The organism is Porphyromonas bobii (assembly GCF_943169685.1).
Classification (GTDB): domain Bacteria; phylum Bacteroidota; class Bacteroidia; order Bacteroidales; family Porphyromonadaceae; genus Porphyromonas; species Porphyromonas pasteri.
On sequence record NZ_CALPBU010000004.1, the window covers coordinates 141429 to 166871 of the forward strand.

Here is a 25443-nt window from a genome sequence, read left to right on the forward strand (position 1 = left end):
ACCTCTTCGGGCAAAATGTGGAGGGAGATGCGATGGCCTCATTGCACGCATCGGGCACTTTTGCGCAATTTTTCATAACTTTGTCCGTACTTTCAGAGGGGAATGCCCTCACGAGGTACACCATAAATTATATATAGATAAGGATACAGAGACAGCAACGCATGGCTACTATTGTCAAGACAAAAGACCTCATGATCGAGGTGGCTCGGCAGCTCTTCGCTCGGGTTGGGTTCACCAACACGACGATGAACGATATTGCCGACGCTTCGAAGAAGGGCCGGCGTACGCTCTATACCTACTTCCGCAACAAGGATGAGATCTTCCACGCCGTCATCGAGCGCGAGCTCGAGCGCCTATGGCACGACCTGGAGCTGATCCGCCGCCTCCCCGCTTCACCCGAGGACAAGATCCTGACGATGCTCCTGACGCATCTGGACAAGATGAAGGACTTGGTCCTGCGCAATGGCTCGCTCCGTGCCGAGTTCTTCCGTGACATCTGGCTCGTAGAGAACTCCCGTGCAGCCTTCGACGAGAAGGAGATCCGCCAGCTCCGCGAGCTCCTCGAGGAGGGGAAGGAAAGTGGACTCTTCCACGTCCCCGACACACGCCTCACAGCCTACCTCTTGCAGAACATCGTCAAGGGTATGGAAGTCCCCTTCATCAGTGGGGCTTACCGCTCCAAGGGCACGGTCGAGGAGATCCGCGCAGCAGTACGCCACCTCCTGCTCTTCGGCATCCGCCAGAGTGAAGAGGGGCCCAACGAATCCAACTCTTAATACGATAAACAATGAATCTACTTGCTAACAAGGTAGCCATCATCACCGGCGCAGGCCGTGGTATCGGCCGCGCTATTGCACTCAAGTATGCACAGGAAGGTGCTTCCGTAGTGATCACTGACCTCAAGATCGACGAGACTGTAGAAGCCTTCGTCAAGGAGCTCGAAGGGCTCGGTGTCAAGGCTAAGGCTTATGCCTCCAACGCAGCTAACTTCGAAGATGCTCACAAGCTCGTCGAAGAAGTCGTCGCAGACTTCGGCCGTATCGACGTCCTCGTCAACAACGCTGGTATCACCCGTGACGGGCTGATGATGCGTATGACCGAAGAGCAGTGGGATCTCGTCATCAACGTCAACCTCAAGAGTGCCTTCAACCTCATCCACGCTGTCACCCCCGTTATGGTCAAGCAGCGTAGCGGTAGCATCATCAACATGGCCAGCGTCGTCGGTGTATCTGGCAACGCAGGTCAGGCGAACTACTCCGCTTCTAAGGCTGGTATGATCGGTCTGGCAAAGAGCATCGCAAAGGAGCTCGGCGCTCGCGGTGTCCGTGCCAACGCTATCGCTCCTGGCTTCATCATCACCGATATGACGGGTGCGCTCTCTGAAGAAGTTCGCAAGCAGTGGGAAGTACAGATCCCCCTCCGTCGTGGCGGTACGCCTGAGGACGTAGCTAACGTAGCTACCTTCCTCGCGAGCGACCTCTCCAGCTACGTCTCCGGTCAGACGATCCACGTCTGCGGTGGGATGAATATGTAGTCCACGAGCGGATACACTCCCATAGCCTTCGCCTAAGGAAGGCATATAAAGCATAAGGCTTGGCCCCACTGATGTGGAGCCAAGCCTTAGCTTTTATAGTGAAGTCGGTGCGCCTTCTGTGACTAATAGCGGCGCAGCGCACGACGGGGCTCAGGGCGCTTCATCTCCGGCTCATCGAGAGCGAAGTCCAGCTGACGGCGTGCCAGATCGGCCTGCGCCACGACGACCTCGACACGCTGACCGAGGGTAAACGTGCGGCCCGTATGGCGCCCGACGAGACGGAAGTTCGCCTCATCGTAGACGTAGTAGTCATCGGAGAGATCACGTGCAGGTACCAGTCCTTCGCACTTATTCTCCTCCAGCTCGACGTAGAAGCCCCAGTCAGCCAGCCCTGTGATGACGCCCGTGAAGGCCTCACCCAGACGGGGGATCATATACTCGACCTGCTTGTACTTGATCGAGGAGCGCTCGGCATTGGCGGCCACGCTCTCCATCTCGGAGGCATGGTCACACTGATCCTCCAGCGCAGCAGCATCCGCCGAAGGCTTACCCTCGATGAGGTAGCGTGTAAGGAGGCGGTGCACCATCAAGTCAGGGTAGCGACGAATAGGCGAGGTGAAGTGCGTATAGCTATCGAAGCCAAGGCCGTAGTGACCGATATGCGTCGTGGTATAGCGTGCCTTAGCCATCGAGCGGATAGCGAGCATCGTCAGCATATCCTCCTCGGGCTTACCCTTGATATCAGCGAGCAGGGCATTGAGGCTCTTAGCGATGACGGAGCTTCCGCCCTCGACCTTGAGCTTGTAGCCGAAGCGACGCACGTAGTCGGCCAAAGAACGGAGCTTCTCCTCATCGGGGGCCTCGTGGATACGGTAGACAAAGGCAGGCTTGCCACCACGCCCCAGGCGAAGGGCAGGGCTGATATCCTTGCGAGCAGGCTCGGCTATACGCTCAGCGACCGTGCGGTTCGCCAGCAGCATAAATTCCTCGATGAGCTGGTGGGCGGGCTTACTCTCCTTGATGTATACAGAGAGAGGCTTGCCGTCTTCGTCCAGCTCGAAGCGGACTTCGGGGCGGTCAAAGGCGATACTCCCCACCTCGAAGCGGCGAGCACGGAGCTTCTGCGCCAGGCGGTGAAGCGTCAGGATAGCCTCTGCATAGTCGCCCTTCCCCGTCTCGATGATCTCCTGTGCCTCCTCATAGGTGAAGCGGCGCTGGCTACGGATGACGGTGCGAGCGATGCGTGCTGAGCGGAGCTGCGCGTCTTCGTCGAGCGAGAAGATACAGCTGTAAGCATACTTATCCTCGTCGGGGCGGAGCGAGCAGAGGAAGTTGCTCAAGCGCTCAGGGAGCATAGGTATCGTACGGTCCACGAGGTAGACACTGGTGGCACGCTTGTAGGCCTCATCATCGATGATACTACCAGGCTGGACATAGTGGCTGACGTCGGCGATATGCACCCCGACTTCGTAGCCCCCTTCAGGAAGCGTGCGGAAGGAGAGGGCGTCGTCGAAGTCCTTCGCATCACGCGGGTCGATGGTGCAGGTCAGCACCCCACGGAAGTCCTCACGCTGTGCGAGCTCCTCTTCGGTGATCTCGGCAGAGAGTGCTTCGGCTGCCTTCTCTACGGCCTCGGGATAGCTATAGGGGAGGCCGAACTCAGCGAGGATGGCGTGCATCTCCGTAGAGTTATCGCCGGCCTTACCGAGGATATCGACGACTTCCCCGCGAGGGTTCTTGCTCTTGCGATCCCAGTCGGTGATGCGTACGACGACCTTATCATGGCCCGTCGCACCCATGGTCTTATCCTCGGGGATGAAGACATCCTGGCGTAGCTCCTTATTGAGCGAGACGAAGAAGGCATAGCCACGAGAGATCTGCAGACGCCCGACATAGGTCGCCTCACGGCGCTCCAGGATCTCGACGACCTGCACACGCTTGTACTCCCCACGGCGGGTACGCACGAAGGATACGGCGACACGGTCGCCATGCAGGGCATTAGCGAGCGCACGATCAGAGAGAGGGAGGGTATCGATCTCGGGGTCATCGGGGATGAAGGAGGCACGGCCTGCACGATAGTCAAAGCGCCCTTCGAGACGCTCCTTCGAGAGGCCACCACGGACGAAGCGTCCGGGCTCCAGCTCCTGGATCTCGCCACCTTCGGCCATCGAGACGAGCGTCTGGTAGATGGCGCGCTTCTGCCCCATATTCGTCTTACCGAAGGCATGGCAGACCTGCTTGTAGGTCAGTACACGCCCATCATTCTGCTCAAATACCAGGCGTGCGATGCGGAGGATATCCCGCTTACTTATGGATTGCCCTTTGTCTGTGCCTTGCTTGGAGGGTTTCCCCTTCTTGGCAGAGATGGGCTTATTCTTTTTACTCATCATTCAATTCTTTATGGATAATAGGCCACTCTCCTACGGCAGGTATCGCGGAGGATACCCGCCGAAGGAAGGCGGCCAAGGGGGAGGTAAGTGATATGTAGCTGTCTGATGAGTAGTGGGCGGAGCCCAAGAGGGGGCGTGCCTACGCCTCAGTGGGGATGACGAGCTTGTATCCCTTACCGTGGACGTTCTTGATCTCGACGCGAGGGTCAGCATCGAGCATGCGACGAAGCTTCGTCACATAGACGTCCATACTACGCTGGCTGAAGGAGTTCTCATGCCCGCCAGTAGGCTCGGTGAGCCCCCAGATGACGTTGAGCGCATGGCTACGCTCGAGCGTCTGATTGGCGAAGAGACAGAGCAGCGAGAGCAGCTCGCACTCCTTGGTCGTCAGGCGACGTGACGTCTCACCGAGGGAGAGCGTCTGAGTCGTCGTATTGAAGATATAGCGCCCGAGCTGGTACACGCGCTGGGGCTCCTTCTCGCCCTCGTGCTTGATCGTGCGGCGCAGGATCGCCTCGATACGCAGGAGGAGCTCCTCCATGCTGAAGGGCTTGGTGATGTAGTCGTCAGCCCCAGAGCGGAAGCCCTCGAGGATGTTCTCACGCATACCGAGGGCGGTGAGGAAGATGATGGGCACGTCGGCCGAGAGGCTACGAATGTCCTTTGCCAGGGTGAGACCATCACGCTTAGGCATCATGATATCCAGGAGACAAAGGTCGTACTTAGCGCTCTTGAAGGCCTCCCATCCCTGGTCACCATCAGTACAGAGCGTGACGGCGAACTTCTTACTCTGCAGGAGCTCCTGAAGGATGGTCCCGAGGTTCTCTTCATCCTCACAGAGGAGGATCTTTAATGGTTCGTCCATAGTCTTTAATCTATTAGCTGTCGTAGTTTTTAATCTATATACTGTATAGGTAGGTAACGCAAACCGCTTGGTAGCACTACTCCGGCTCAGAGGCCGGTAGGCGAATGATCATCTTAGTCCCCGCACCCAGCTCACTCTCGGCGACGATCGTACCGCCACACTGGTTGATGACGGAGGTCACGTACGCCAGACCCAGGCCAAAGCCTCGCACGTCGTGGCGCTTGCCGGAGGTGACGCGGTAGAAGCGGTCGAAGATACGCTTCAGCTCGCGCTTCTCCATCCCGATCCCATTATCCTCGATGGTGATACGGATCTTGCCGTCTTCGTCAGCAGTACGGATCGCCAGGTGCAGGGGCACATCGGGGCGGCTGTACTTGACCGCGTTGTCGAGGAGGTTGAAGAAGACGTTGGAGAGGTGAATTTGATTTCCCTGCACCCACGTATTCAGGGCATCCAGGTCCAGCTCCAAGTCTCCGCCACGCTGCTGGGCGTGGAAGGTATAAATCTCCGCTACGGGCAGGAGCAGCTCATTGACGTCCAAGGGCTCCAGCGAGAAGCGCCCCGAAGCTCCGTCCAGTAGCGAGAACTGCAGTACCTTGTCGATGAGGAACTTCATACGCTGCGCCTCCAGCCCGATGATATCCAGTGCACTCTGAGCTCGCGGCGTGAGGTCGCCCCGCTCGGCAAGTGACTGCCCCAGCGACTGACTGGAGAGGAGGATGGTACTCACAGGCGTCTTCAGCTCGTGCGTCATATTGTTGATGAAGCTCGTGCGCTGCGAGGAGAAGCTCATGTGCTTGAGAAGGACCCCAAGGGCGGAGAAGCCGAGGACAAGCACGATGATTGTGGAGATGAAGCTGGGCAATGCCAGCCGAAGCACCTCCGACTTCGTGGGGGTGACGTCAAGCGTGACCTTCATATACGGGCGGTCCAGCTCAGAGCCATCGGTCGGCACGAAGAGATACTGCACCACCGTATTGCGCTCTTCCCATCGCTTGGAATTGACCATCGCTGGGGGGATGTACTCATAGAGCGTACGTCCCTGGTAGTCATGTAGCGACATCATGTAGGGCCCGCAGAGATCCTTATTGTCCAGATGCTCACGGATGAGGCTCTTCAAGAGACGCACATTCACCATCTGCGGGATGCTATCCTTGTTGTAGCTATCATATAGATACTTCAGGATGTAGCGGTCAAGCGCATGGACGTTGGCGAAGTAGGCGTGTACAAGGCGGTCGGACGGACGGTAGTCGACACGACTCGTATTCCCCTTGTGTGGCATCTTCAGGTAGATGTTCTCCCTATCCAGAGCCCGCTGGACGATCTGGGTATCGAGCTTGGTGCGCGTCCAGATATCGAACGAAGCGACAGAGGTCGGTAGGAACTCGCTGTCCTCAAAGCGGTCATTCTTGCGATTGAGCCCCTTATTGAGGTAGCGTATCAGCTCACGCACCTGTAGCTCTTCTGCCACCTCGCCCATCGCTTCCTTCATCTGATTGCGAATCCCCTCGGTGCGCAGCTCAAGCACGCGACCATAGTATTCGTATTGCACCCATGAGAGGAGTCCATAGGCCGAGACAAGGGCCATGACGATGATCCAGATGACTCGTTTTCTCATGAACGATGCGGTAGCTATTGGGAGTGACGACTAAAGAGACACATTACTGTTATTATATGCAAAGATAAGCATTTCTGCCCTTCGCACCGTTAATTCCTTTTCAAAGCGTCAAAGACACCCCCTTTCTTCCTCACTCACACAGCGATAAGGTAAAGATATGTCACCTTGAAATTCGCTTACGAAGCAGCATCCTACCGACGCTACACCACGCGGTCTCCACCCGCCACTACTCAGAGAGCGCAAAGCCAACTCTTCGCCTTTGGAGCAAACTCCTCACCACCAAGAAGCCGGCTCATTATGACGAGGTTAGGCGAAGTCGTATAAGCTCCCTTTTGCGACCACTACTGGTCACGAAGCGAAGCAGTACTGGTCGCTATTAGTTACCAGTACTGGTTCGACGAGTGAGCAGTACTGGTTGCCTCGCTGACCAGTACTGGTAGAAAACACCCCCTCCCAATGCGTACACCTTCCTTCTCCTGCACATATAATATATAAGGAGTCGTATGGGGCATACCGTATCAGCGCGAGAAGGTAGGAAGCGATAAGCGGAATACAAACGCGCACCGATGAGAGGAACGAAAGCCCACCTCCGCGAAGACCTATTCTTAAATACCAAAACCAAGAGCGCCACGTTCCTTTGATGCACATCAAAAACCAAACGAGCTTCCTAAATTATTTAAGGTTATTTCGCCCCCCAAAACGCCCCATCCCAAGGCCTCCCGATGAGAAAATTTCGCCCATAGCAAGCCCACATCTCAGACAAGTAAGAGCAGGAGAAAGAGCCTACACCCACCCACGCACATATACATACTGTACAGACACTTACAGCTGTACATCTATACATCTTTTCCTCCTTTTTACAGGCCGCGAAAGTCCCCACAGGTAGCGACAAATCGCCTTCTTCACCGCTCCCCATGGCACCCTACTATTGGATAGGAAATAAAAATCTCTACATTTGAAAAAAGGATACGCTGGAGCATGGGCGGGGCAACCCTCCCTTTAGGAGAAAGACATAACGTGAAAGACCGCGAGGATGACACCTCCAGAGTACCCTATGAATAGATAGTAATCCCAAGTTACGGCTCAAAGCAAGTACGCACATATCACACTAAAACTACTATTCTCATGAGAAGAGCACTTTTCTTCCTCCTCGCTCTCTTCCTCTTCGCAGGAGTGGGTTGGTCGCAGAAGAAGACGATCACCGTCACGGGGGTCATCATCTCATCTGCGGATAAGGAGCCCGTCATCGCAGCCAGCGTGTCCTGCGTCGAGTTCCCCACCACAGGGACTCTGACCGACGTCAACGGACGCTTCACGCTGAAGCTACCAGATGCAGCTAAGCACCTTACGATCAGCTGTATCGGATTCAACAAGCTCAAGCTGCCCATCGCCTCGGGTGAGATGAAGATCACCCTGCAGGCAGAAGAGCAGGTGATCAAGGACGTCGTCATCACGGGGTATGGGAACACCCGCAAGTCCGCCTTCGCAGGCTCTGCTACGACCATCTCCACGAAGAACATGAAGGACGTGCCCACCACATCCCTCGAAGATAAGCTCACTGGGGCTATCGCAGGGGTAGCAGTGAACTCCAACTCGGGTCAGCCCGGTAGCATCGCTACCGTGCGTATCCGTGGTCTCGGCTCTATCAACGCAGGTAGCGACCCACTCTACGTCATCGACGGGGTACCTGTCAATAACTCCAGCGCCTCAGTCTTCGACTACGCTAAGGGGGGTATGAGCCCACTCTCTACGATCAACTCCAACGACATCGAGAATATCACCGTCATCAAGGACGCTGGTGCTGCAGCCCTCTACGGCTCACGTGCTGCTAACGGGGTCGTCGTCATCACGACCAAGAGCGGTCGTGCTGGGAAGACGCACTACAACTTCAAGGCCGACTGGGGTAGCTCCGACATGGCTATCGACTACCGTCCTACCCTCAGTGCTGAGAAGCGCAACGAGCTCATCCGCCACGGGTACACCAAGTACTACAGCGAGCTCCGCGACAAGACGACGAATCAGCTCCTCTATCCCAATGCCACCGACGTAGCGGCTCAGGTAGAGAAGACCATCGGTACCGCTATCGCTAAGCCTTGGTCTGGCTACACGGACTGGCGCAAGATCCTCCTCCGCAATGGCGCTTCACAGAACTACGAGTTCAGCGTCTCGGGTGGTGGTGAGAAGACGAAGTTCTACACCTCGATGTCCTACGCTGACCAGAAGGGGATCTCACTGGCCTCTGACTTCAACCGTCTGACTGGTAGCTTCAACGTCAGCCACACCGACCGCCGTCTGGAGATGAAGGCTCGTATGCTCTTCGCTAAGACCAAGCAGCACACCAGCAGTGAAGGCAGTGCCTACGCTAACCCTATCTACGGGATATCCGCTACGCTGACTCCATCCAACTATCCCTTCAAGGAAGATGGATCTTACAACAGCAGCTTCTCGGGGAACAACAACATCAACCCCCTCTTCGCCACGACGCAAAACTTCTCCGAAACGCAGCTCGTGCGCGTCTACCCCTCTCTCGAAGCTTCGTTCACCCTTTTCCCCTGGCTGAAGCTTCGTCAGAATGTCAGCTACGACTACATCAACTCCGAAGAAGCCGTCTGGTGGGATCCTCGCCAAGGTGACGGTGAAGCTGCTAACGGGGTCTTCCAGCGCTCCAACCTTGAGCGTGCTACCCTCTCCACACAGTCTCAGCTCTACGCTAACCATGACTTCGGCAAGCACCACCTCTCTGGTGTAGCCAGCTTCGAGTCCGAAGCCTTCGACCGGCTGAACGTCTATATCTGGGGTACTGACTTCCCCTCTTACCTCAAGTACGAACTGGGGAATGCAGGGAACTCAAGCGGTAGCACCGAAGTCGACAAGACCCGCATGCTCTCTTTCCTCGTCAAGGGGGACTACGCTTACGATGACCGCTACATCTTCGGTGCTTCGGCTCGCTGGGACGGCTCTTCTCGCCTCGCTCCTGCTCACCGCTGGGGGCTCTTCTGGTCACTCTCTGGCTCATGGAACATCGGTAAGGAAAAGTTCATGAAGTCTCTCGAGCCCATCCTCTCCGACACCCGCCTGCGCCTCTCTTATGGTGCTAACGGTACGCTCCCCTACGGCTACTACGATCACCTCTCCCTCTACAGCTTCGGCTACAACTACAACGGGGGTACGGGGGCTTCGGAAAGCGATCTCGGCTCACCCAACCTCTCTTGGGAAAAGAACAAGGCTTTCAACCTCGGTCTTGACTTCCGCCTCTTCAACCGCGTCGGCGTCACCTTCGACTACTACAACCGTCTGACTACCGACCTACTCCTCTACAAGAACATCTCAGGTACGACGGGCTTCAGTAGCGAGCTGCAGAACGTAGGTAGTATGCGCAATACGGGCTTTGAAGTCGAACTGCGCTCGACCAATATCTCTACGGACAAGTTCTCTTGGAGCACGACCTTCTCCCTCGGCCACAATAAGAATACCCTCCTGCGCTACGACGGCGTACAAACCACACGTGTAGACCGCACTTGGATCCACGAAGTTGGTCACCCCTACAACGCCTACTATCTGGCTGAATACGCTGGTATCGACCCCAACACGGGTAAGGTACAGTACTACTCCAATAAGTACGACGAAGCCACGAAGACCTACGACCGCTCCATCGTCACGGAGGGCTCTCAGGCCAACCGTCGTCGTATCGATGACAAGCCCTTTGACCCCACCTTCACTGGCGGGCTTATCAACAACATCACTTGGGGCCCCGTCGACATCAACTTCACCCTCAGCTACTCCCTCGGTGGCTACCTCTACGATAGCGCTACCGCGCTCTACCAGGACGGTAACGAAGAAGTGCTGAACCTGGCTATCCCCAAGTACTACGACATCAATAAGATCTGGAAGCAGGTCGGTGACAAGACGGAGCTTCCCTCCTTCGAGCCTACGAATACGTATACGTACTCGACCCGCTTCCTGCGCCCCACCGACCACCTGCGTCTGAAGAACTTCACCATCGGCTTCACTGCTCCTAAGCGCTGGACTGAGAAGATCGGTGTCAACACCCTGCGCCTCTACGCTGCAGGTAACAACCTCCTCACGTGGAAGGATAAGATGCTCGTCGTCGACCCCGAGCAGCGTGGCTTCGTAGCCTACGGCACGCCTCCCCTGCGCACCGTCACCTTCGGTCTTCAGGTCGGTATCTAGTCTATTGCTAACCACACAAATGACAGTTCAAGTCTTATGAAAAGGATCATCATAGGCCTCGTGGCCTCCCTGGGCCTCGTGGCCAGCATCTCGTCCTGTAAGGGTTACTTCAACACCGAGCCTTCGAACGCCACTGGCACGGAGAAGGCGCTCAAGGAAGCAAGCCTCCTACAGCCCTCCCTCCGTGGTCTCTTTGACGGCCTCCAGGGAGGAAGATCCAGCACCTCATACTACGGTCAATCCTTCACCATCATAGGGGATGTACGAGGGGATGATATGCAGTGCCCCACCGTAGGCTCCCGCGGGAATAATTACTACAAGATGGACTATACCCGTAGCAATATCACGGGGCCTTGGTTCAAGATCTACAATACGATCCGTCGTGCTAACCGCCTCCTGCAGATGTGCGAAAAGCTCTCTCAGGGAGCTTCAGCCAGCCTACAGAAGGAGATCGCTAATGCCAAGGCACAAGCTCAGGCCGTACGAGCACTCTGCTACTTCGACCTCTGCCGTGTCTACGCTACGCCTTATCCCTACTCCAATGATGGGGCTGCGCTGGGTGTCCCCCTCATCGAGGGTATCCCCGACAATGCTGCTACACCTGGTCGTAACACCCTCAAGGAGTGCTATGACTTCATCATCAAGGACCTCACGGAGGCTATCTCCAGCAATGCCCTTGAGGATACCAGCTATGGCTACATCAGCAAGTCTGCAGCTAAGGCACTTCTGGCTCGCGTGTACCTCTACAAGGGAGACACCGAGGGCAATACGAAGGCACTCAGCCTGAGCAAGGAAGTCATCGACAGTCACCTCTACGAGCTCGCTACCGATGTCACGACCTACAAGCAGGTATGGAGCGAAGCCAGCTCGAAGGAAATGATCTTCTCGATCGTGAACTTCGACTCTAAGGACTGGGCTGACCGTGAAGGGCTTGCCTACGTACTCAACGTCAACGGGTATTACAACGCCTTCATCACGAAGAAGTTCTACGAAGAGATGAAGGAAGACGACAACGATATCCGCTGGAATGTCCTCTGGGCAAGCGAAGGCACGAAGGCTGAAGGGGTCGTGAAGAACCTCCCCGACGCTACGCCTGATATGAAGATGTTCATCGGGAAGTACCCTGGTAAGGCAGCCCTCAAGGATATGCGTACCAACGACATCCCCGTCATCCGTCTGGCCGAAGTCTATCTGAACGCTGCTGAAGCTGCCTTCAAGCTCGGAGATACGTCTACCGCCCTGAATTACCTCAACGTCATCGTCAAGCGTGCTAATCCCGCCAAGAGCGTCGCTGCAGGCGACCTCACCCTCGCTCGCATCCTCAAGGAGCGTAGCAAGGAGCTCGTCGGGGAAGGCCACCGCTTCTATGACCTGATGCGTAATGGTCAGACTTGCGAACGCTTCTATAAGGGTCTTCCCGGCTGGCACGGCGCACTGATCAACGAAGCTCGCTCCTTCGACCACACGTACTTCCGCACGATCCTCCCCATCCCCGAGAGCGAAATCAATGCGAATGCTACGCTGGGCAAGCAGCAGAACCCTGGTTACTAAGCCTCTTAGAGGGTGGGCATCGCCCACCGCTCTGAAGTAACCCCACTATAGCATCTCCCCCCGTCACTCGAATAGAGGTGGCGGGGGGAGATGCCGTTTTTAGAGAAGAGCAAAGCGCCCCGAAAGAGAAGGTGCGCAAAGCTATATGGATCGCTGAATGAACCTATATAGGTAGGCTCTCTGACCTATATAGGTCGCCATCACGAGCAATATAGATTCACCCGACGACCTATATAGGTTGTTACCATCCTCTACGACGGGGAGCATCACCGACTCGGGAGCAAGCCCATCAAATCCCACATAGGAAGAGTGTAAATCCCCTGCAGGAAGCGCGACTTCCCCCGAAGGTGCATTTCCCTCTATAGCCCTAAAAAGTGTATCTTTGTGATTAATAAATTGGCGATAGTAGACGTGCCCAAGATCGTAGATAAGTATATCCTCCGGACTTTCATCCCGCTCTTCGTGATGAGCTTCGCCGTGTGCTGGTTCATCGTGGTGATGCAGTTCCTCTGGCGCTACATCGATGAGCTGGTCGGCAAGGGGCTAAGTGGCTTCATGCTGCTGAAGATTATCTTCTATGCGGCCCTCTCCTTCATCCCTATGTCGCTCCCGCTGGGTATCCTGCTGGCGTCGCTGATGACGCTGGGCAATCTGGGTGAGCGCCTTGAGCTCCTTGCGCTCAAAGCCTCGGGGATCCGCCTCTACCGCATCATCCGCCCCATTATGCTCCTCGTCGTGGCGATGGCATGCGGGCTCTTCTACTTCCAAAACGATCTGATGATCCGTGCCCAGGTCCGTATGTGGACCCTGGTCATCACAGCTAAGTATGCAGCCCCCGAGATGGAGATCACCCCGGGGGTATTCTATACCGGTATCCCAGGCTACAGCCTCTACGCCAAGAGCCGCGATGCGGGCACAGGGCTGATGCACCGCATGATGGTCTACGATATGAGCCGTGGCTATCTCAACCCGCGCATCATCCGTGCCGACTCGGGCCGTCTGGTGATGGACAAGAGTAAGAAGTTCCTCGTCCTCAAGCTCTACCAAGGTCAGAGCTTTGAGAACATCCAGACGCAGAGCTACAATACCGTCAGCGAGCCCGTCCCCTACATGCTCCCTCACTTTGACTACAGTGAGACCTTCATCCCCTTCGACGCCAATATCAAGATGCAGGACGAGGGAGAGCTCAGCTCTATGTACGTCGGGAAGAATCTCAATCAGCTACAGGTATCCATTGACTCCATCCGCCCCATCCTCGACAGCACGCGCAATAGCTACGCTCGCATCGTGCAGTCCGACCTCTTGACCAGCCACTACGGCTTCTCCCCCTACGCCTACGAGGATACCACGGTCTTCGCCCGACAGCAGGAGCGTATCGCTACCCTCGTGAAAGAGACCAGCGGAGTGAAGCCGGAGGAAGCCAAGGCCTCACTCACACTCACTGCACAAGACAGCCTACAGGCTATCGGCTCCGCCCTCGACAAGGCAAAGCGTATCACGGAGGAAGCCCAGATCTATACGGGTACGGACGACACAGAGTTCTATCACTACCGCACCTTCCATCAGGAGTGGCATCGCAAGTTCACCTTCCCCGTCTCCTGTATCATCTTCGCCCTCATCGGCGCCAGCCTCGGTGCCATCGTACGCCGTGGAGGGATCGGGATGCCTATCATCATCTCCATCTTCTTCTTCGTCGTCTACTTTATCATCGACTCCTTCGGCACGAATATGCTACGCAGCGAGTCGATACCTATCTGGCTGGGGATGTGGCTGAGTAACATCCTCCTCTTCCCTGTCGGGATATTCCTCGCCTACAAGGCAAACCAAGACTCTTCGGCGCTCAACGTCGAGGCCTACGTGATCTTCTTCCGCAAGCTCTTCGGCTTCCGCGGTGTCCGTAAGGTCGAGTATCAAGAGCTCATCATCGAAGAAGCCGACTACGAGGCTGGTGCTGCCGCTGTGGTACAAGCCATCGCGCATACCGATGCCCTCCTCCGCAGCCCCATGCTCTCAGGACGTATCTGGCAGATCTGGAGCCACGGAGCCGAGCAGCAGGCACTGGCAGCCCTCAGCAAAGAGCTTGACGCTATCACCGAGAGCCTGCGCCACACGCCCTCACGACTCTTGGTCAGCAAGCTCTGCGACCTCCCGCTCCTCCCCACTCGCCTCTCGCCCTTCCTCCCAGAGGAGCCGCGCTGGGGCCGTATCCTTGGGGCTATCCTCCCCATATCTCTTCCGTTTGGACTCTTCCTCTCACGAGTACGCACCCACCTCAAGGCTGACCTTCGCACGACACGCACGGTGCTCACGCAGATCGCCGAAGAGGTCGCTGTAGCCGCTAAGGGAGTCCATCGTCCCGCACCCGAATTATCCACTACACAGCCTACCGATCCAGACTCCTGGCAGGTAGCTATACACACACAAGATCTATGAGCGAAATCAAGCTAAACACCATCGAGGAAGCCCTCGAAGACTTCCGCCGTGGTGAATTCCTTATCGTCGTCGACGATGAGGACCGCGAGAACGAAGGCGACTTCATCATCGCCGCTGAAAAGGTCACCCCCGAGAAGGTGAACTTCATGATGCGCTACGGCCGTGGTGTCCTCTGCGCACCTATCACCGAAGACCGTGCCCGTGAACTCGAGCTCGAGATGCAGGTACCCAACAATACCTCCGTCCACGAGACCCCATTCACCGTCACCGTCGACCGACTCGGCAATGGCTGCACCACCGGTGTATCGATGTATGACCGTGCCCAGACGATCCTCGCCTTAGCTGACCCCAATATCACCCCGGGCGATCTGGCCCGTCCTGGTCACGTCTGCCCACTGCGTGCTCGCAACAAGGGGGTACTGCGCCGCGCGGGGCATACCGAAGCGGCCGTTGACCTGGCCCGTCTGGCAGGCCTGCAGCCCGTAGCCGCACTCATCGAGATCATCAACGAGGATGGTACGATGGCTCGCCTTCCCCAGCTGTGGGAGGTCGCTCAGCGCTTCGGCCTGAAGATCATCACCATCAAGGATCTCATCGCCTACCGCCTCCGCACGGAGAGCATCGTAGAGCGTGGTGAAGAGGTCGCTATGCCCACGCAGTGGGGCGACTTCCGCCTCATCCCCTTCAAGCAGAAGAGTAATGGCCTCGAGCACATCGCGCTGATCAAGGGTGATGTCGCTGACGGCCAGCCCGTCCTCGTACGCGTACACTCCAGCTGTGCCACGGGCGACATCTTCGGCTCTATGCGCTGCGAGTGTGGCGAGCAGCTACACAAGGCTATGGAGCTCATCGAGAAGGAAGGTCGCGGTGTCGTCGTCTACCTCAATCAGGAAGGTCGTGGCATCGGTCTTATGGAGAAGATCCGCGCCTACAAGCTCCAGGAAGAGGGCTTAGACACCGTCGAAGCGAACCTCCACCTCGGTCACCAGGCTGACGAACGTGACTACGGCGTCGGCGCTCAGATCCTCCAGCAGCTCGGCATCCAGCAGATGCGCCTGCTCTCCAACAACCCCATCAAGCGCGTCGGCCTCGAAGGCTACGGCCTCGAAGTCGTCGAGACGCTTCCTCTGGAGATCCAGCCCAATGAGCATAACGCCTTCTACATGCAGACGAAGAAGGATCGCATGGGCCACGTCCTCCCCCACCTCAAGTAATCACCCACTTCATCCATATAGCTTATGGCAATATTCGTCAACGAAGTCTCCCGCACTTTCGGGGAGTACCTCCTTATCCCAGGGCTCACGACACGTCAGTGCACCCCACAGAACGTCTCGCTGACCACACCGCTGGTCCGCTTCGCTCGTGGCCAGGAGCCCCGCATCAGCCTCAATATCCCCTTCGTCTCGGCGATCATGCAGTCGGTCTCCAACGATACGCTGGCCATCGAGCTGGCTCGCAATGGCGGGCTCTCCTTCATCTACGGCTCACAGCCCATCACTGAGCAGGCTGAGATGGTGCGCCGCGTGAAGAAGTTCAAGGCAGGCTTCGTATCGAGCGACTCCAACATTCGCCCCGACGCGACGCTGCGTGATGTCCTTGCTCTGCGTGCCCGAATGGGTCACTCGACGATCGGCGTCACCGAAGACGGCTCGCCCAACGGCCGTCTGCTCGGTATCGTCACCAGCCGTGACTACCGCATCGGCACCACGCCCGAGGATGCTCTCGTCAAGGACTTCATGACCCCCTTCTCCAAGCTCAAGGTCGGTCGCCTCGGCATCTCCCTCAAGGAAGCCAACAACATCATCTGGGAGCACAAGCTCAACACCCTGCCCATCATCGATGAGAACGACAACCTCGTCTACCTCGTCTTCCGCAAGGACTACGATGCACACAGAGACAACCCCATCGAGCTCTCTAATAAGGCTACGAAGGAGCTCCTCGTAGGCGCTGGTATCAACACCCGCGACTACGCTGAGCGTGTCCCCGCCCTCATCGAAGCTGGCGCAGACGTCCTCTGTATCGACTCCTCCGACGGCTACTCTGAGTGGCAGTACGACACCCTCCGCTGGATCCGCGAGAAGTACGGAGACAAGGTCCTCGTCGGCGCTGGCAACGTCGTCGACGAAGAGGGCTTCCGCTACCTCGCCGAGGCTGGTGCAGACTTCATCAAGGTCGGTATCGGCGGTGGCTCCATCTGTATCACTCGTGAGCAGAAGGGTATCGGTCGCGGTCAGGCTACGGCGATCATTGATGTAGCTCAGGCTCGTGACAAGTACTTCGAGGAGACGGGTATCTATGTCCCCATCTGTAGCGACGGCGGTCTGGTACACGACTACCACATGACGCTGGCTATCGCTATGGGTGCCGACTTCCTCATGATGGGTCGCTACTTCGCTCGCTTCGACGAGTCGCCCACACGCAAGCTCAAGATCGGCAACAACATCGTCAAAGAATACTGGGGCGAAGGCTCGAACCGCGCTCAGAACTGGCAGCGATACGACAGCGGTGGCAGCGAAGCTCTGAAGTTCGAAGAAGGTGTCGACAGCTACGTCCCCTACGCTGGTAAGCTCAAGGACAACCTCGCACAGACCCTCGGTAAGATGAAGGCCACGATGTGCAGCTGCGGTGCTATCACCCTGCCCGAGCTTCAGCAGAAGGCTAAGATCACCCTCGTCTCCAGCACCTCCATCGTCGAAGGGGGCGCGCATGATGTGATCCTCAAGGATCGCGGATGATCACCCTACTCGGACCTACCGCATCGGGCAAGACTGCCCTGGCCGTCCGTCTGGCGCATAGACTTGGCTCAGAGATCCTCAGTGCGGACTCGCGCCAAGTCTATCGCGGCATGGACGTCGGCACCGGCAAGGATCTCTCCGAGTACACCTATGAGGGGACGACCATCCCCTACCACCTCATCGACATCGTCCCTGCGGGGACGAAGTACAACCTCTTCGCATGGCAGCACGCCTTCCACAAGGCGTATGCTGCCATCCGCGATCGAGGCATCCAGCACCCCATCCTCTGTGGTGGCACAGGGCTCTATGCCGAAGCCGTCCTCCGAGGCTATCATCTACCCGACGTAGCACCCAATCCAGCGCTACGAGAGAGCCTCCAAGGGCTTTCGCTCGCCTCTCTCCGTGAGCGTCTTGCCTCCTACGGCCCCCTGCACAATGATACGGACCTCGACTCACCCCAGCGCGCTATCCGTGCTATCGAGATCGCGGACTATATCCAGCGGGAGCGCCTCGCAGGAGCTGACCACACCGAGTACGAGCTCATAGAGAGCCTCATCCTCTGCATCACCCTTCCCCGTGAGGAGCGCAGGGCACGCATCACCGCCCGCCTCCGTCAGCGCCTCGACGAAGGCGATCTCATCGGGGAGGTCCAGCGCCTCATCGACTCGGGCATCGCACCCGAAGACCTCATCTACTACGGGCTGGAGTATAAGTTCGTCACGCAGCACCTCCTCGGAGAGCTGACCCGCGACGAGCTCTTCACCGCCTTAGAGACGGCCATCCATCAGTTCGCCAAGCGACAGATGACGTGGTTCAGAGGTATGGAGCGCCGAGGCTTCACCCTTCACTATATCGACGGACTACTGCCCCGTGAGGAGCAGCTCAGCCAGGCCTTAGAGTACCTCGAGGCGTGGGAGCAGAAGTAGCCCGTCCCATTCTCCCTATCGCATTATGATCCAGTATAAAGACCTTACCGCTGGCCCCAACTTCTTCCTCATGGCTGGGCCATGCGCTATCGAAGACGAGGACACGCCTCTCTTCATCGCTGAGCGCATCGTCGAGATGACCACCCGCCTCGGGATCCCCTATATCTTCAAGGGCTCCTACCGCAAGGCCAACCGCTCGCGTATCGACAGCTTCACGGGCATCGGCGACGAGAAGGCACTGCGCATCCTACGCCGTGTACGGGAGACCTTCGACATCCCCGTCGTCACCGACATCCACGAGACGCAGGAGGCTGCACTCGCTGCCGAGTACGTAGACGTACTGCAGATCCCCGCCTTCCTCTGCCGTCAGACCGATCTCATCGCTGCAGCAGCACGCACGGGCAAGATCGTGAACATCAAGAAGGGGCAGTTCCTCTCCGCCTCGGGTATGGAGCACGCCGCACGCAAGGTCACCGAGTGTGGCAACGACCAGGTCATCCTCACCGAGCGTGGCAATAGCTTCGGATACTCCGACCTCGTCGTGGACTTCACGAACATCCCCGCCATGCGCTCCACGGGCTTCCCTACCGTGATGGACGTCACCCACTCACTCCAGCGCCCCAACCAAGCCAGCGGTGTCACCGGTGGCAAGCCTGCGCTCATCGAGACCATCGCTAAGGCCGCCGTCGCCGTCGGTGCTGATGGCCTCTTCTTCGAGACGCATCCCGATCCCGCCTCCGCCAAGAGCGACGGGGCTAACATGCTCCCTCTCGACCTCTTCGAAGGCCTACTGGAGCGCCTTGTCCGTCTACGTGCCGCCCTATGAAGCAGCTCCGCGCCCTCCTCTTCACCGCGCTACTCCTCGTCTCCTCGCTCGCACTGAGTGCCCAGACGACGAAGTATGCCACCATCATCAAGGCTCTCGGGCAGACCGAGCTCTTGGACGAAGACCGCCGCAACCAGCTGGCCACGCTCCTCGCACAAGACTCTGCGCTCAGCCTCCCCATGGAGCTCGATCTCGGTGCTAAGCTCCTCGCCGTCTCAGAGCATAGCCTTCGCCTGCAGACCAGCCCGGTGGGTACGGCAGAGCTGCGCCTCCTTCCGCTCGCCAGCGGTCAGGGTCCGCTCACGACACTCATCGAGACCGTCAGCTCTCCGCAGGTCGATGCCCGCATCTCTTTCCTCAGCGCAAGTGGCGAAGCCCTTCCCTCTACGACGCTCCTTCGCCTCCCCAGCTCGGAGGACTTCCTCCGCGGCCTCCAGCTCCCTATGAGCACGGCTAGCGATCGCCTGCGTGAGCTGCTCTATCCGCTACACTATGAGCTCAGCTGGGCACAGGGCACTTCCGCCCCCACCCTCATCGTCCGCCCTACCCTACTACTCTCGGAGGAGGACAAGCAAAGCGACGAGCTCAAGGCCCTTATCGCCCAGCTCCCCGCACTCACCACGACCTGGGGCGGTCAGTCCTTCGCCCCCTTTGTACGCGCCACAAACCCCTAAGCATAAATGAAAGTCAAGCACGTCATCATCGCCGCCTCGGCAGTCATCATCGCTCTGGTCGCAGCGTTCTACTTCGTCCTGCGCAATGAGCGCGCCCAGCTCCAGGAGGAGAAGGACCTCTTCGCCAGCGAGCAGAAGGAGATCATGCAGGAGGAGCTGCAGAAGCTCGCCTCCGAATACGACATCCAGTATCAGAAGCTCTCTCAGGGTATGGGCGAGCAGAAGATCTCCCTGGCTACCGACTCACTCATCAGCCAGCTCCTCTCCGAGCGTGCTAAGGTCGAGCAGCTGCAGAAGGAGCTCAAGAGCAATAAAGCCACCAGTGCTAAGCGCATCGGGCAGCTCACCCAAGAGGTAGCCACCCTGCGCAATGTCCTCAAGAACTACGTCATACAGATCGACTCCCTCCAGTCGGCCAACGACCGCCTACGTCAGGAGAATAGCGAGGTACGCGCCAGCTACGCCCGTGCGACCAATGAGGCGCAGCAGCTCTCCAACGAGAAGGCACAGCTCTCCGACCGTGTGAAGCTCGCTGCGAAGCTCGATGCTACGCGCATCTCCATCACGCCTATGGACAAGCGTGGCAAGCTCAGCAAGAAGCTCGAGAAGACGGTGAACATCCAGATCCACTTCACCGTAGCGAAGAACGTCACCGCTGCCGTCGGGGAAAAGACCTTCTACTGCCGCATCACGCAGCCCAACGAGGAGCTTCTCGTCAAGCCTGGGGCAGGTACCTTCCCCTTCGAAGGCAAGCAGATCCCCTATTCGATTCGTCGCGAGATCGAGTACAACGGCGAAGACACCCCCGTCACGATGTATTGGCCCGTCGAAGAGAGCCTGCAGAGTGGCACCTACCGCGTCAAGCTCTTCGCTGATGGCAACCTCATCGGCCAAGCCTCCTTCACGCTGTAATTCACCCTACGCCATTCCCCCAATAAAGCTCGAGGGGCAGGAGATACGCATCTCCTGCCCCTCGGCTTTTTATCCCTCTCCCAGAGCTCTATCCCCACACCACTACGCCCCCATAAAAGAGAGCGATACGGATAGGTGGTATGAACCTATATTGGTCGCTGAATCGACCTATATTGGTCAATGCACGAACCTATATAGCTCCACCCAGCGACCAATATAGGTCTACCTTACCTTTCCCTATGATATGGTATGGGAAGGACACCTGTGTCGCTCCTCTTCTCAGGGAGAGCAGACACTTTTCCCCAGCATGGGAAGCGAACGCGCCAAAGGAGGGAAACGAATTTTCCATACTTGGAATCGTCTACTTTCCTCCTTTGGAAAATCACGACAAGAGCAAGGGGTGAGCCAGCGCACCATTACGGCGGAGACTCGCCCCTATTATAGGTACCCTGTGCGCACCAATATAAGAGGGTATTTCGACCAATAGTGGTTCGTGCGCGGACCAGTAGTGGTCACGACGCGAAGCAGTACTGGTTACTACTACGAACCACTATTGGTTCACTCGCAGACCAGTACTGGTTCGATTTCCCTCCCTATATAGCATTGGATTTGGATAGCGCAGACTTCACTCTTACAGAGCTAATAAAAGGCATCGGCCTTCCCCCTTGAGGAGGAAGGCCGATGCACGTAAGATGAGAAAGGGAAGGGAGTGAGAACCCTGATGAGAATTGCTTAGAAGCTATGCCCGTTCAGATAGACAGGCATCTGATCGATCGCATGTCCTGGCTCATAGAACTTCGAGGTACTCATCCAGAACTTGTCATTCGCTACGGAAGTGATGCGGTACTCATCGTTCCCGTTGTAATGGTCTACCGATACCTTGTAGGGCGAGTTCTCAGCGAGCGCATTGATCATACGCTGCATGGCATAGCGATGGTAGCGCCAGTTATCACCGTTCTGCACGAACTTACGGATATAGATCGTGCTGGGGTCATCGCTGGCAGGAGCAAAGTCAAGGTAATAGCTCAGCCAATTGCCCCCTCGACGGAGAGAAATCTTGTGGTCGCCCCCATCAGTACGCCCGATATAAGCGATCTCATCCAAGGGACTCGTATAGTAGGCATCATTCACGGCATCACCGACGATACTATCTTGTCCAGCATTGGGGCCAGACTGATACTTGACACCGTTGATACGGTTGATGACATCGCGGACAGCATCACCACTCCAGTACTCGTAGAAGAAGACGCGGATCTTACTCTTCGTGAGGTCATAGTCAGTCGACTGGATCGCGATCTTCTGCCCCGAGGGAGAGAGGGCATGATAGGTAGAGCCCTCCTTCTCAATCTTAATCTGGCGAAGAATCTCCGTACCGATCTGCCCGACCTTGCCCTGTGAAGCATCGCTATCATCGATCAGATCATCAGCACCGATGACCTCGATCCCTTCTGTAGAGAAGTTGATCGGGATGAGGCGAGGCGCAGCAGAGCCGACCTTGACCTGGAGCTGGCGGATGAGTCCGAAGACCGACATCTTGACCTCCTGCCCACCGATGGTCGTCGTGGCAAGAGCCTTGCCATAGACGGCATTACGGATATCCTTGACCTTATGGATATAGGTCTCAGCATCCTCCTTGAGGCGGACGAGCATCATCTTATTGCGGCTATACACCCCAGTAAGCTGGATCGTATCCTGGTCAGCGCTCACATCTCCGAAGGTGAACTCAAAGTCCCCCTCCAGCCCCTGAAGGAGCGTATTGCGGGGCTCTGCGTAGCGACCCAGAGCAGGATTGCGCGTATCGAAGGTCAAGCGGATACCAGCCGTATTGTAGATACGATAGCTGGAGTGGATGACCTCATCGAGATCTTCCGAATAGGACTCTACGGCCCCACCCTTGTGGAACTTGAAGGCAATGTTGATACCGCCGTACTGATAGCTTCCAGGCAGGAGTACCAGACGCCAGCCGTTCGCATTACCCGTCAGTAGGTCGGTCAGCTTCCCCATCTCCTTCGTCAGATAGAGTGCTGGCTTATCGTCTCCCTCAGGCAGATTGTCGTACATCTTACAAGAGGAGAAGAGTGCCATGGCTCCGAGAGCCCAAGCAAAATAACGTCTCATAGCAGTCTAATCTTTAGGGATGGTAGAATAATAAGAGGGAGGAAGCATAGAGAAGTCATCCTTGACAAACTTATAGTACTCCGCAGAGGGCAGGTTAGCCTTCTTAGCACATATACGACGGTTAGCCTCTGCACGGACGACATCGATATCGAGGTGGTAGTTAGCCTTCAGATACTCCTTCATGATAGCCAGCTTGCGCTCCAGGATCTCACGACCTGTATAGCGAGAGTCGGGCTTATACTTGTGGTCAGCCTGGACCATAAGATTCTCCCATTCCTCAGGCAGGAGCACCATGTAGGTACCATAGAGTTCGGCGAAATCTTCCTCGGGGCTCTTGCTCGCATAGTCCGAGATGAAGCCTGCAGTCAGCGAAGAGATACCGCGGACATACCAGTAGGAGAATGCATTGTCCTGCTGATAATCTGAGATTGTCAGCTTCAGGAAGGCCTCTGGTACAGGAGTATCCTGGTGGAGGGTATGAGCAGACTCATGATAGAGCGTCTGGATATAGTTGTCTCGAGCACGCTCGTAGTAGTAATTGAAGCCACTTAAGTCATCATCGCCTAAATAGGGGATGGTAAGTCTATTGATATCATAGACCTGGATCATCCCGAAGGGCGCTTCCCCGAGGAGGTTCTGCGTAGGGCCATAGCCGAGCGTCCCGAAGAGGACAAGCTGCTTGATGGTATGGCGCTCAGCGAAGCCCTTGGGAGCTACCTTCTCATAGACTTCGAAGAAGGTGTAGCGCATGAGGTTGAGGTACTTCAGCGCCTGAGCCTCAGAGGCTGGCCCGAGCTTATAGAGGTTACTCGCCAGGCGGTCCTCATAGTTGTAGCGGATATCTACATTGAACTTCTTCCCGAAGTAGTTCTGGACATACTTCTGGACCTCGGTCATCGTCGTCGTATCCAGCGGTGAGAAGATCGGGCGCTTGGGATCGACCTCGTCAGAAGAAGACCCGCAACTCACCAGAGCCGCCGAGAGAAGAAGCGGTGCAATGATCTTATTGAATAGTTTCATAGCTGTAAGCATTAGCGTGGGTTCTGCTGGATCTGTCCAGTGATCGCCTGCTGAGGCAGAGCGATAGCGTGGCGAAGATCAGAGCCGAGGAGTACACCATCAGCAGGTACTTCGAAGGTGTCTGCACCTGCATCGATCTTCTTCCAGCGGTAGATATCGATGCCAAAGCGCTTGATATCCTGCCAGCGAAGACCTTCGTGGAGCGTGAGGATACGACGGCACTGCAGGACGTACTGCAGGAGAGCTTCCGTAGCGGTACCCTCAGTGATCGTAGAGCCATCATGGAGCTTGAAGTGCGCCTTCGTCAGATGCTTCTTAGGCGAGCGCGTCGTCTTATCCGCATAGGGAAGTGCATCGTAGTAAGCTTTGATCTCAGCCTGCGTGAAGGTACGCTTGGCAAGTCCTGGACGGAGGTAAGCCTGAGTCCAGACATTGAGGTCGGCGAGCCCACCAGCGAGATCCCCAAGACGGATCTTAGCTTCTGCACGGTTGATGAGAGCTTCGTCCGTCGTCAGCTGTACCTCGACGCTACGAGAGCCTGTGAGGGTAGGCAGCTTGGGCTGATAGATCTTGTCGATGAAGACCTTGTCGTAGATATAGGGAGCGAAGTTGTACTCGTCACGGTTACGACCTACGTTCCAGATATTCTTCCAGAGGGTCTCGTCAGCAGCACACTTATTCGAGTGCGTATAGCGAGAGTTCGTGAAGGCCTCACCACTGGTAGTAGTGAACTGGAAGTCGCTGTAGAGCGAGACCACCAGGAGGTTCGCAGCATTGGTAGGACGATAGTAAGCCAGCGCCTTAGCATTGGCATTAGCAGCGTCGATACCCGTGTAGTTACCAGCCCAGTTACGCAGCTGTGATGCCGGGTTGTCTCCGAGGAGCTTATCCGCATACTCCTTAGCCTTGTCAGGCTGGTTGTAGTAGAGGTAGAAGCGCGCAGCAAAGGCATAGGCAGACTCAGCGGTGAAGTGGAAGCGACGGATATCATTCTGGTAGATGTTGTACTTCTCCAGAAGAGGGATAGCTTCCTGCAGATCCTTATCGATCTTCTCGTAGGTCTCCTTGAGGGTACCACGGGGATAGTCGGGCAGGATCGTCGTGACACGCTCAGCGATATAGGGGATACCGAGGTTCGTCGCACCACCCTGACCATCGAAGTTGTAGGGGAGGCAGAAGACGTTCGCCAGCTGGAAGTGCGACCAAGCGCGCACGGCGAGGGCTTCAGCTCGTGAGGCCATGTTACGGTCACCGTAGTCCTTGGTTTCTTCGATGAGCGTCAGCACTTCATTAGCCTGAGCGATAGCGTAGTAGTAGGACTCCCACAGCTTGAGCGTCCCATCGTAGTAGGCGGAACCATCCGTCGTCGTGATCGGTCTCCAGTAGACAGCGAGGTCCTGGAAGTCCTCACGGTAGGGGTTACGCGTCTCATCCTCATACGTATTGTCCGAGGAGAGCTCCGAGATATGAGCCAATGACGACAGCGGATAGGCGTAGGTCAAGAAGCGGCTAATCTTATAAGGGGTATTCCCATCGACATAGTGCCCATCGGCATTCTCGTCGAGGTACTTCCCACAAGAGCTCATCCCGAAGATAGAGCCAGCGACCAAAGCCAGCCCAAGTAGGCTGAATGATAACTTCTTCATTCTG

At 56.7% G+C, this 25443-nt stretch carries 17 protein-coding genes; 11 read left to right on the plus strand and 6 right to left on the minus strand.

What is annotated here, in order from left to right; genetic code table 11:
* Nucleotides 1-161 precede the first annotated feature (161 nt).
* Nucleotides 162-776: a TetR/AcrR family transcriptional regulator gene (locus KO088_RS05355; RefSeq protein WP_251419826.1), complete on the plus strand. Its 615-nt coding sequence runs from the start codon at nt 162-164 to the stop codon at nt 774-776.
* Nucleotides 777-787: 11 nt separating this feature from the next.
* Nucleotides 788-1534 carry a 3-oxoacyl-[acyl-carrier-protein] reductase gene (gene fabG, locus KO088_RS05360; RefSeq protein WP_009432269.1) on the plus strand — a complete coding sequence of 249 codons (747 nt, stop codon included), beginning with the start codon at nt 788-790 and terminating at the stop codon, nt 1532-1534.
* 122 nt (nt 1535-1656) lie between these two features.
* Here fabG and rnr read toward each other — a convergent pair whose 3' ends face one another.
* The 3 genes from rnr to KO088_RS05375 all read right to left on the minus strand — a co-directional run bounded on the left by rnr (nt 1657) and on the right by KO088_RS05375 (nt 6407).
* Complete coding sequence (gene rnr / locus KO088_RS05365; RefSeq protein WP_215493889.1) at nt 1657-3924, minus strand: ribonuclease R; 2268 nt, start codon at nt 3922-3924, stop codon at nt 1657-1659.
* 139 nt (nt 3925-4063) lie between these two features.
* Nucleotides 4064-4789 carry a response regulator transcription factor gene (locus tag KO088_RS05370; protein ID WP_009432267.1) on the minus strand — a complete coding sequence of 242 codons (726 nt, stop codon included), beginning with the start codon at nt 4787-4789 and terminating at the stop codon, nt 4064-4066.
* 76 nt (nt 4790-4865) lie between these two features.
* Complete coding sequence (locus KO088_RS05375; protein ID WP_215493890.1) at nt 4866-6407, minus strand: sensor histidine kinase; 1542 nt, start codon at nt 6405-6407, stop codon at nt 4866-4868.
* A gap of 1125 nt (nt 6408-7532) precedes the next feature.
* Between KO088_RS05375 and KO088_RS05380 the strand changes: the two genes are divergently transcribed.
* The 9 genes from KO088_RS05380 (at nt 7533) to KO088_RS05420 (ending at nt 20655) form a co-directional block, all read left to right on the plus strand.
* Nucleotides 7533-10598: a SusC/RagA family TonB-linked outer membrane protein gene (locus KO088_RS05380; protein ID WP_215493891.1), complete on the plus strand. Its 3066-nt coding sequence runs from the start codon at nt 7533-7535 to the stop codon at nt 10596-10598.
* Between the two features lie 36 nt (nt 10599-10634).
* Nucleotides 10635-12149 carry a RagB/SusD family nutrient uptake outer membrane protein gene (locus KO088_RS05385; RefSeq protein WP_229770810.1) on the plus strand — a complete coding sequence of 505 codons (1515 nt, stop codon included), beginning with the start codon at nt 10635-10637 and terminating at the stop codon, nt 12147-12149.
* A 411-nt stretch (nt 12150-12560) separates the two neighbouring features.
* Nucleotides 12561-14582 (plus strand): LptF/LptG family permease, encoded by a 2022-nt coding sequence (locus tag KO088_RS05390; RefSeq protein WP_215493892.1) that lies wholly within the window; start codon nt 12561-12563, stop codon nt 14580-14582.
* A complete protein-coding gene (locus KO088_RS05395; RefSeq protein WP_060935775.1) occupies nt 14579-15796 on the plus strand; it encodes a bifunctional 3,4-dihydroxy-2-butanone-4-phosphate synthase/GTP cyclohydrolase II in 1218 nt (405 codons plus the stop codon). The genes KO088_RS05390 and KO088_RS05395 overlap by 4 nt, the downstream gene beginning before the upstream one ends.
* A 24-nt stretch (nt 15797-15820) precedes the next feature.
* The gene (locus KO088_RS05400; protein WP_215493893.1) at nt 15821-17317 is read left to right on the plus strand and encodes an IMP dehydrogenase; all 1497 of its coding nucleotides are present in this window, start codon (nt 15821-15823) and stop codon (nt 17315-17317) included.
* Entirely contained in the window at nt 17314-18243 is a 930-nt protein-coding gene (locus KO088_RS05405; protein WP_215493894.1) for a tRNA (adenosine(37)-N6)-dimethylallyltransferase, read from the plus strand. The genes KO088_RS05400 and KO088_RS05405 overlap by 4 nt, the downstream gene beginning before the upstream one ends.
* A gap of 25 nt (nt 18244-18268) precedes the next feature.
* Nucleotides 18269-19069, plus strand: coding sequence for a 3-deoxy-8-phosphooctulonate synthase (kdsA, locus tag KO088_RS05410; RefSeq protein ID WP_215493895.1), 801 nt, complete (start codon nt 18269-18271; stop codon nt 19067-19069).
* The gene (locus KO088_RS05415; RefSeq protein ID WP_215493896.1) at nt 19066-19743 is read left to right on the plus strand and encodes a DUF3256 family protein; all 678 of its coding nucleotides are present in this window, start codon (nt 19066-19068) and stop codon (nt 19741-19743) included. The genes kdsA and KO088_RS05415 overlap by 4 nt, the downstream gene beginning before the upstream one ends.
* 6 nt (nt 19744-19749) lie before the next feature.
* The gene (locus tag KO088_RS05420; protein WP_215493897.1) at nt 19750-20655 is read left to right on the plus strand and encodes a DUF8429 coiled-coil domain-containing protein; all 906 of its coding nucleotides are present in this window, start codon (nt 19750-19752) and stop codon (nt 20653-20655) included.
* Between the two features lie 732 nt (nt 20656-21387).
* Here KO088_RS05420 and KO088_RS05425 read toward each other — a convergent pair.
* The 3 genes from KO088_RS05425 to KO088_RS05435 are packed head-to-tail and all read right to left on the minus strand — an operon-like array spanning nt 21388 to nt 25439.
* On the minus strand, nt 21388-22773 hold the full coding sequence (locus tag KO088_RS05425) for a DUF4302 domain-containing protein (protein WP_215493898.1): 1386 nt from the start codon (nt 22771-22773) through the stop codon (nt 21388-21390).
* A gap of 6 nt (nt 22774-22779) precedes the next feature.
* Entirely contained in the window at nt 22780-23793 is a 1014-nt protein-coding gene (locus tag KO088_RS05430; protein ID WP_215493899.1) for a substrate import-associated zinc metallohydrolase lipoprotein, read from the minus strand.
* A gap of 11 nt (nt 23794-23804) precedes the next feature.
* Nucleotides 23805-25439, minus strand: coding sequence for a RagB/SusD family nutrient uptake outer membrane protein (locus KO088_RS05435; RefSeq protein WP_215493900.1), 1635 nt, complete (start codon nt 25437-25439; stop codon nt 23805-23807).
* Nucleotides 25440-25443: the final 4 nt, after the last annotated feature.

Excerpts from the sequence above, each read along its gene's own strand:
- KO088_RS05370 (WP_009432267.1), bottom strand. The coding sequence starts at position 4,789 with ATGGACGAACCATTAAAGATCCTCCTCTGTGAGGATGAAGAGAACCTC.
- KO088_RS05435 (WP_215493900.1), bottom strand. The coding sequence starts at position 25,439 with ATGAAGAAGTTATCATTCAGCCTACTTGGGCTGGCTTTGGTCGCTGGC.
- KO088_RS05380 (WP_215493891.1), top strand. The coding sequence starts at position 7,533 with ATGAGAAGAGCACTTTTCTTCCTCCTCGCTCTCTTCCTCTTCGCAGGA.
- rnr (WP_215493889.1), bottom strand. The coding sequence starts at position 3,924 with ATGATGAGTAAAAAGAATAAGCCCATCTCTGCCAAGAAGGGGAAACCC.
- KO088_RS05430 (WP_215493899.1), bottom strand. The coding sequence starts at position 23,793 with ATGAAACTATTCAATAAGATCATTGCACCGCTTCTTCTCTCGGCGGCT.
- KO088_RS05395 (WP_060935775.1), top strand. The coding sequence starts at position 14,579 with ATGAGCGAAATCAAGCTAAACACCATCGAGGAAGCCCTCGAAGACTTC.
- KO088_RS05400 (WP_215493893.1), top strand. The coding sequence starts at position 15,821 with ATGGCAATATTCGTCAACGAAGTCTCCCGCACTTTCGGGGAGTACCTC.
- KO088_RS05425 (WP_215493898.1), bottom strand. The coding sequence starts at position 22,773 with ATGAGACGTTATTTTGCTTGGGCTCTCGGAGCCATGGCACTCTTCTCC.
- KO088_RS05415 (WP_215493896.1), top strand. The coding sequence starts at position 19,066 with ATGAAGCAGCTCCGCGCCCTCCTCTTCACCGCGCTACTCCTCGTCTCC.
- KO088_RS05420 (WP_215493897.1), top strand. The coding sequence starts at position 19,750 with ATGAAAGTCAAGCACGTCATCATCGCCGCCTCGGCAGTCATCATCGCT.
- KO088_RS05375 (WP_215493890.1), bottom strand. The coding sequence starts at position 6,407 with ATGAGAAAACGAGTCATCTGGATCATCGTCATGGCCCTTGTCTCGGCC.
- KO088_RS05385 (WP_229770810.1), top strand. The coding sequence starts at position 10,635 with ATGAAAAGGATCATCATAGGCCTCGTGGCCTCCCTGGGCCTCGTGGCC.
- fabG (WP_009432269.1), top strand. The coding sequence starts at position 788 with ATGAATCTACTTGCTAACAAGGTAGCCATCATCACCGGCGCAGGCCGT.
- KO088_RS05405 (WP_215493894.1), top strand. The coding sequence starts at position 17,314 with ATGATCACCCTACTCGGACCTACCGCATCGGGCAAGACTGCCCTGGCC.
- kdsA (WP_215493895.1), top strand. The coding sequence starts at position 18,269 with ATGATCCAGTATAAAGACCTTACCGCTGGCCCCAACTTCTTCCTCATG.
- KO088_RS05355 (WP_251419826.1), top strand. The coding sequence starts at position 162 with ATGGCTACTATTGTCAAGACAAAAGACCTCATGATCGAGGTGGCTCGG.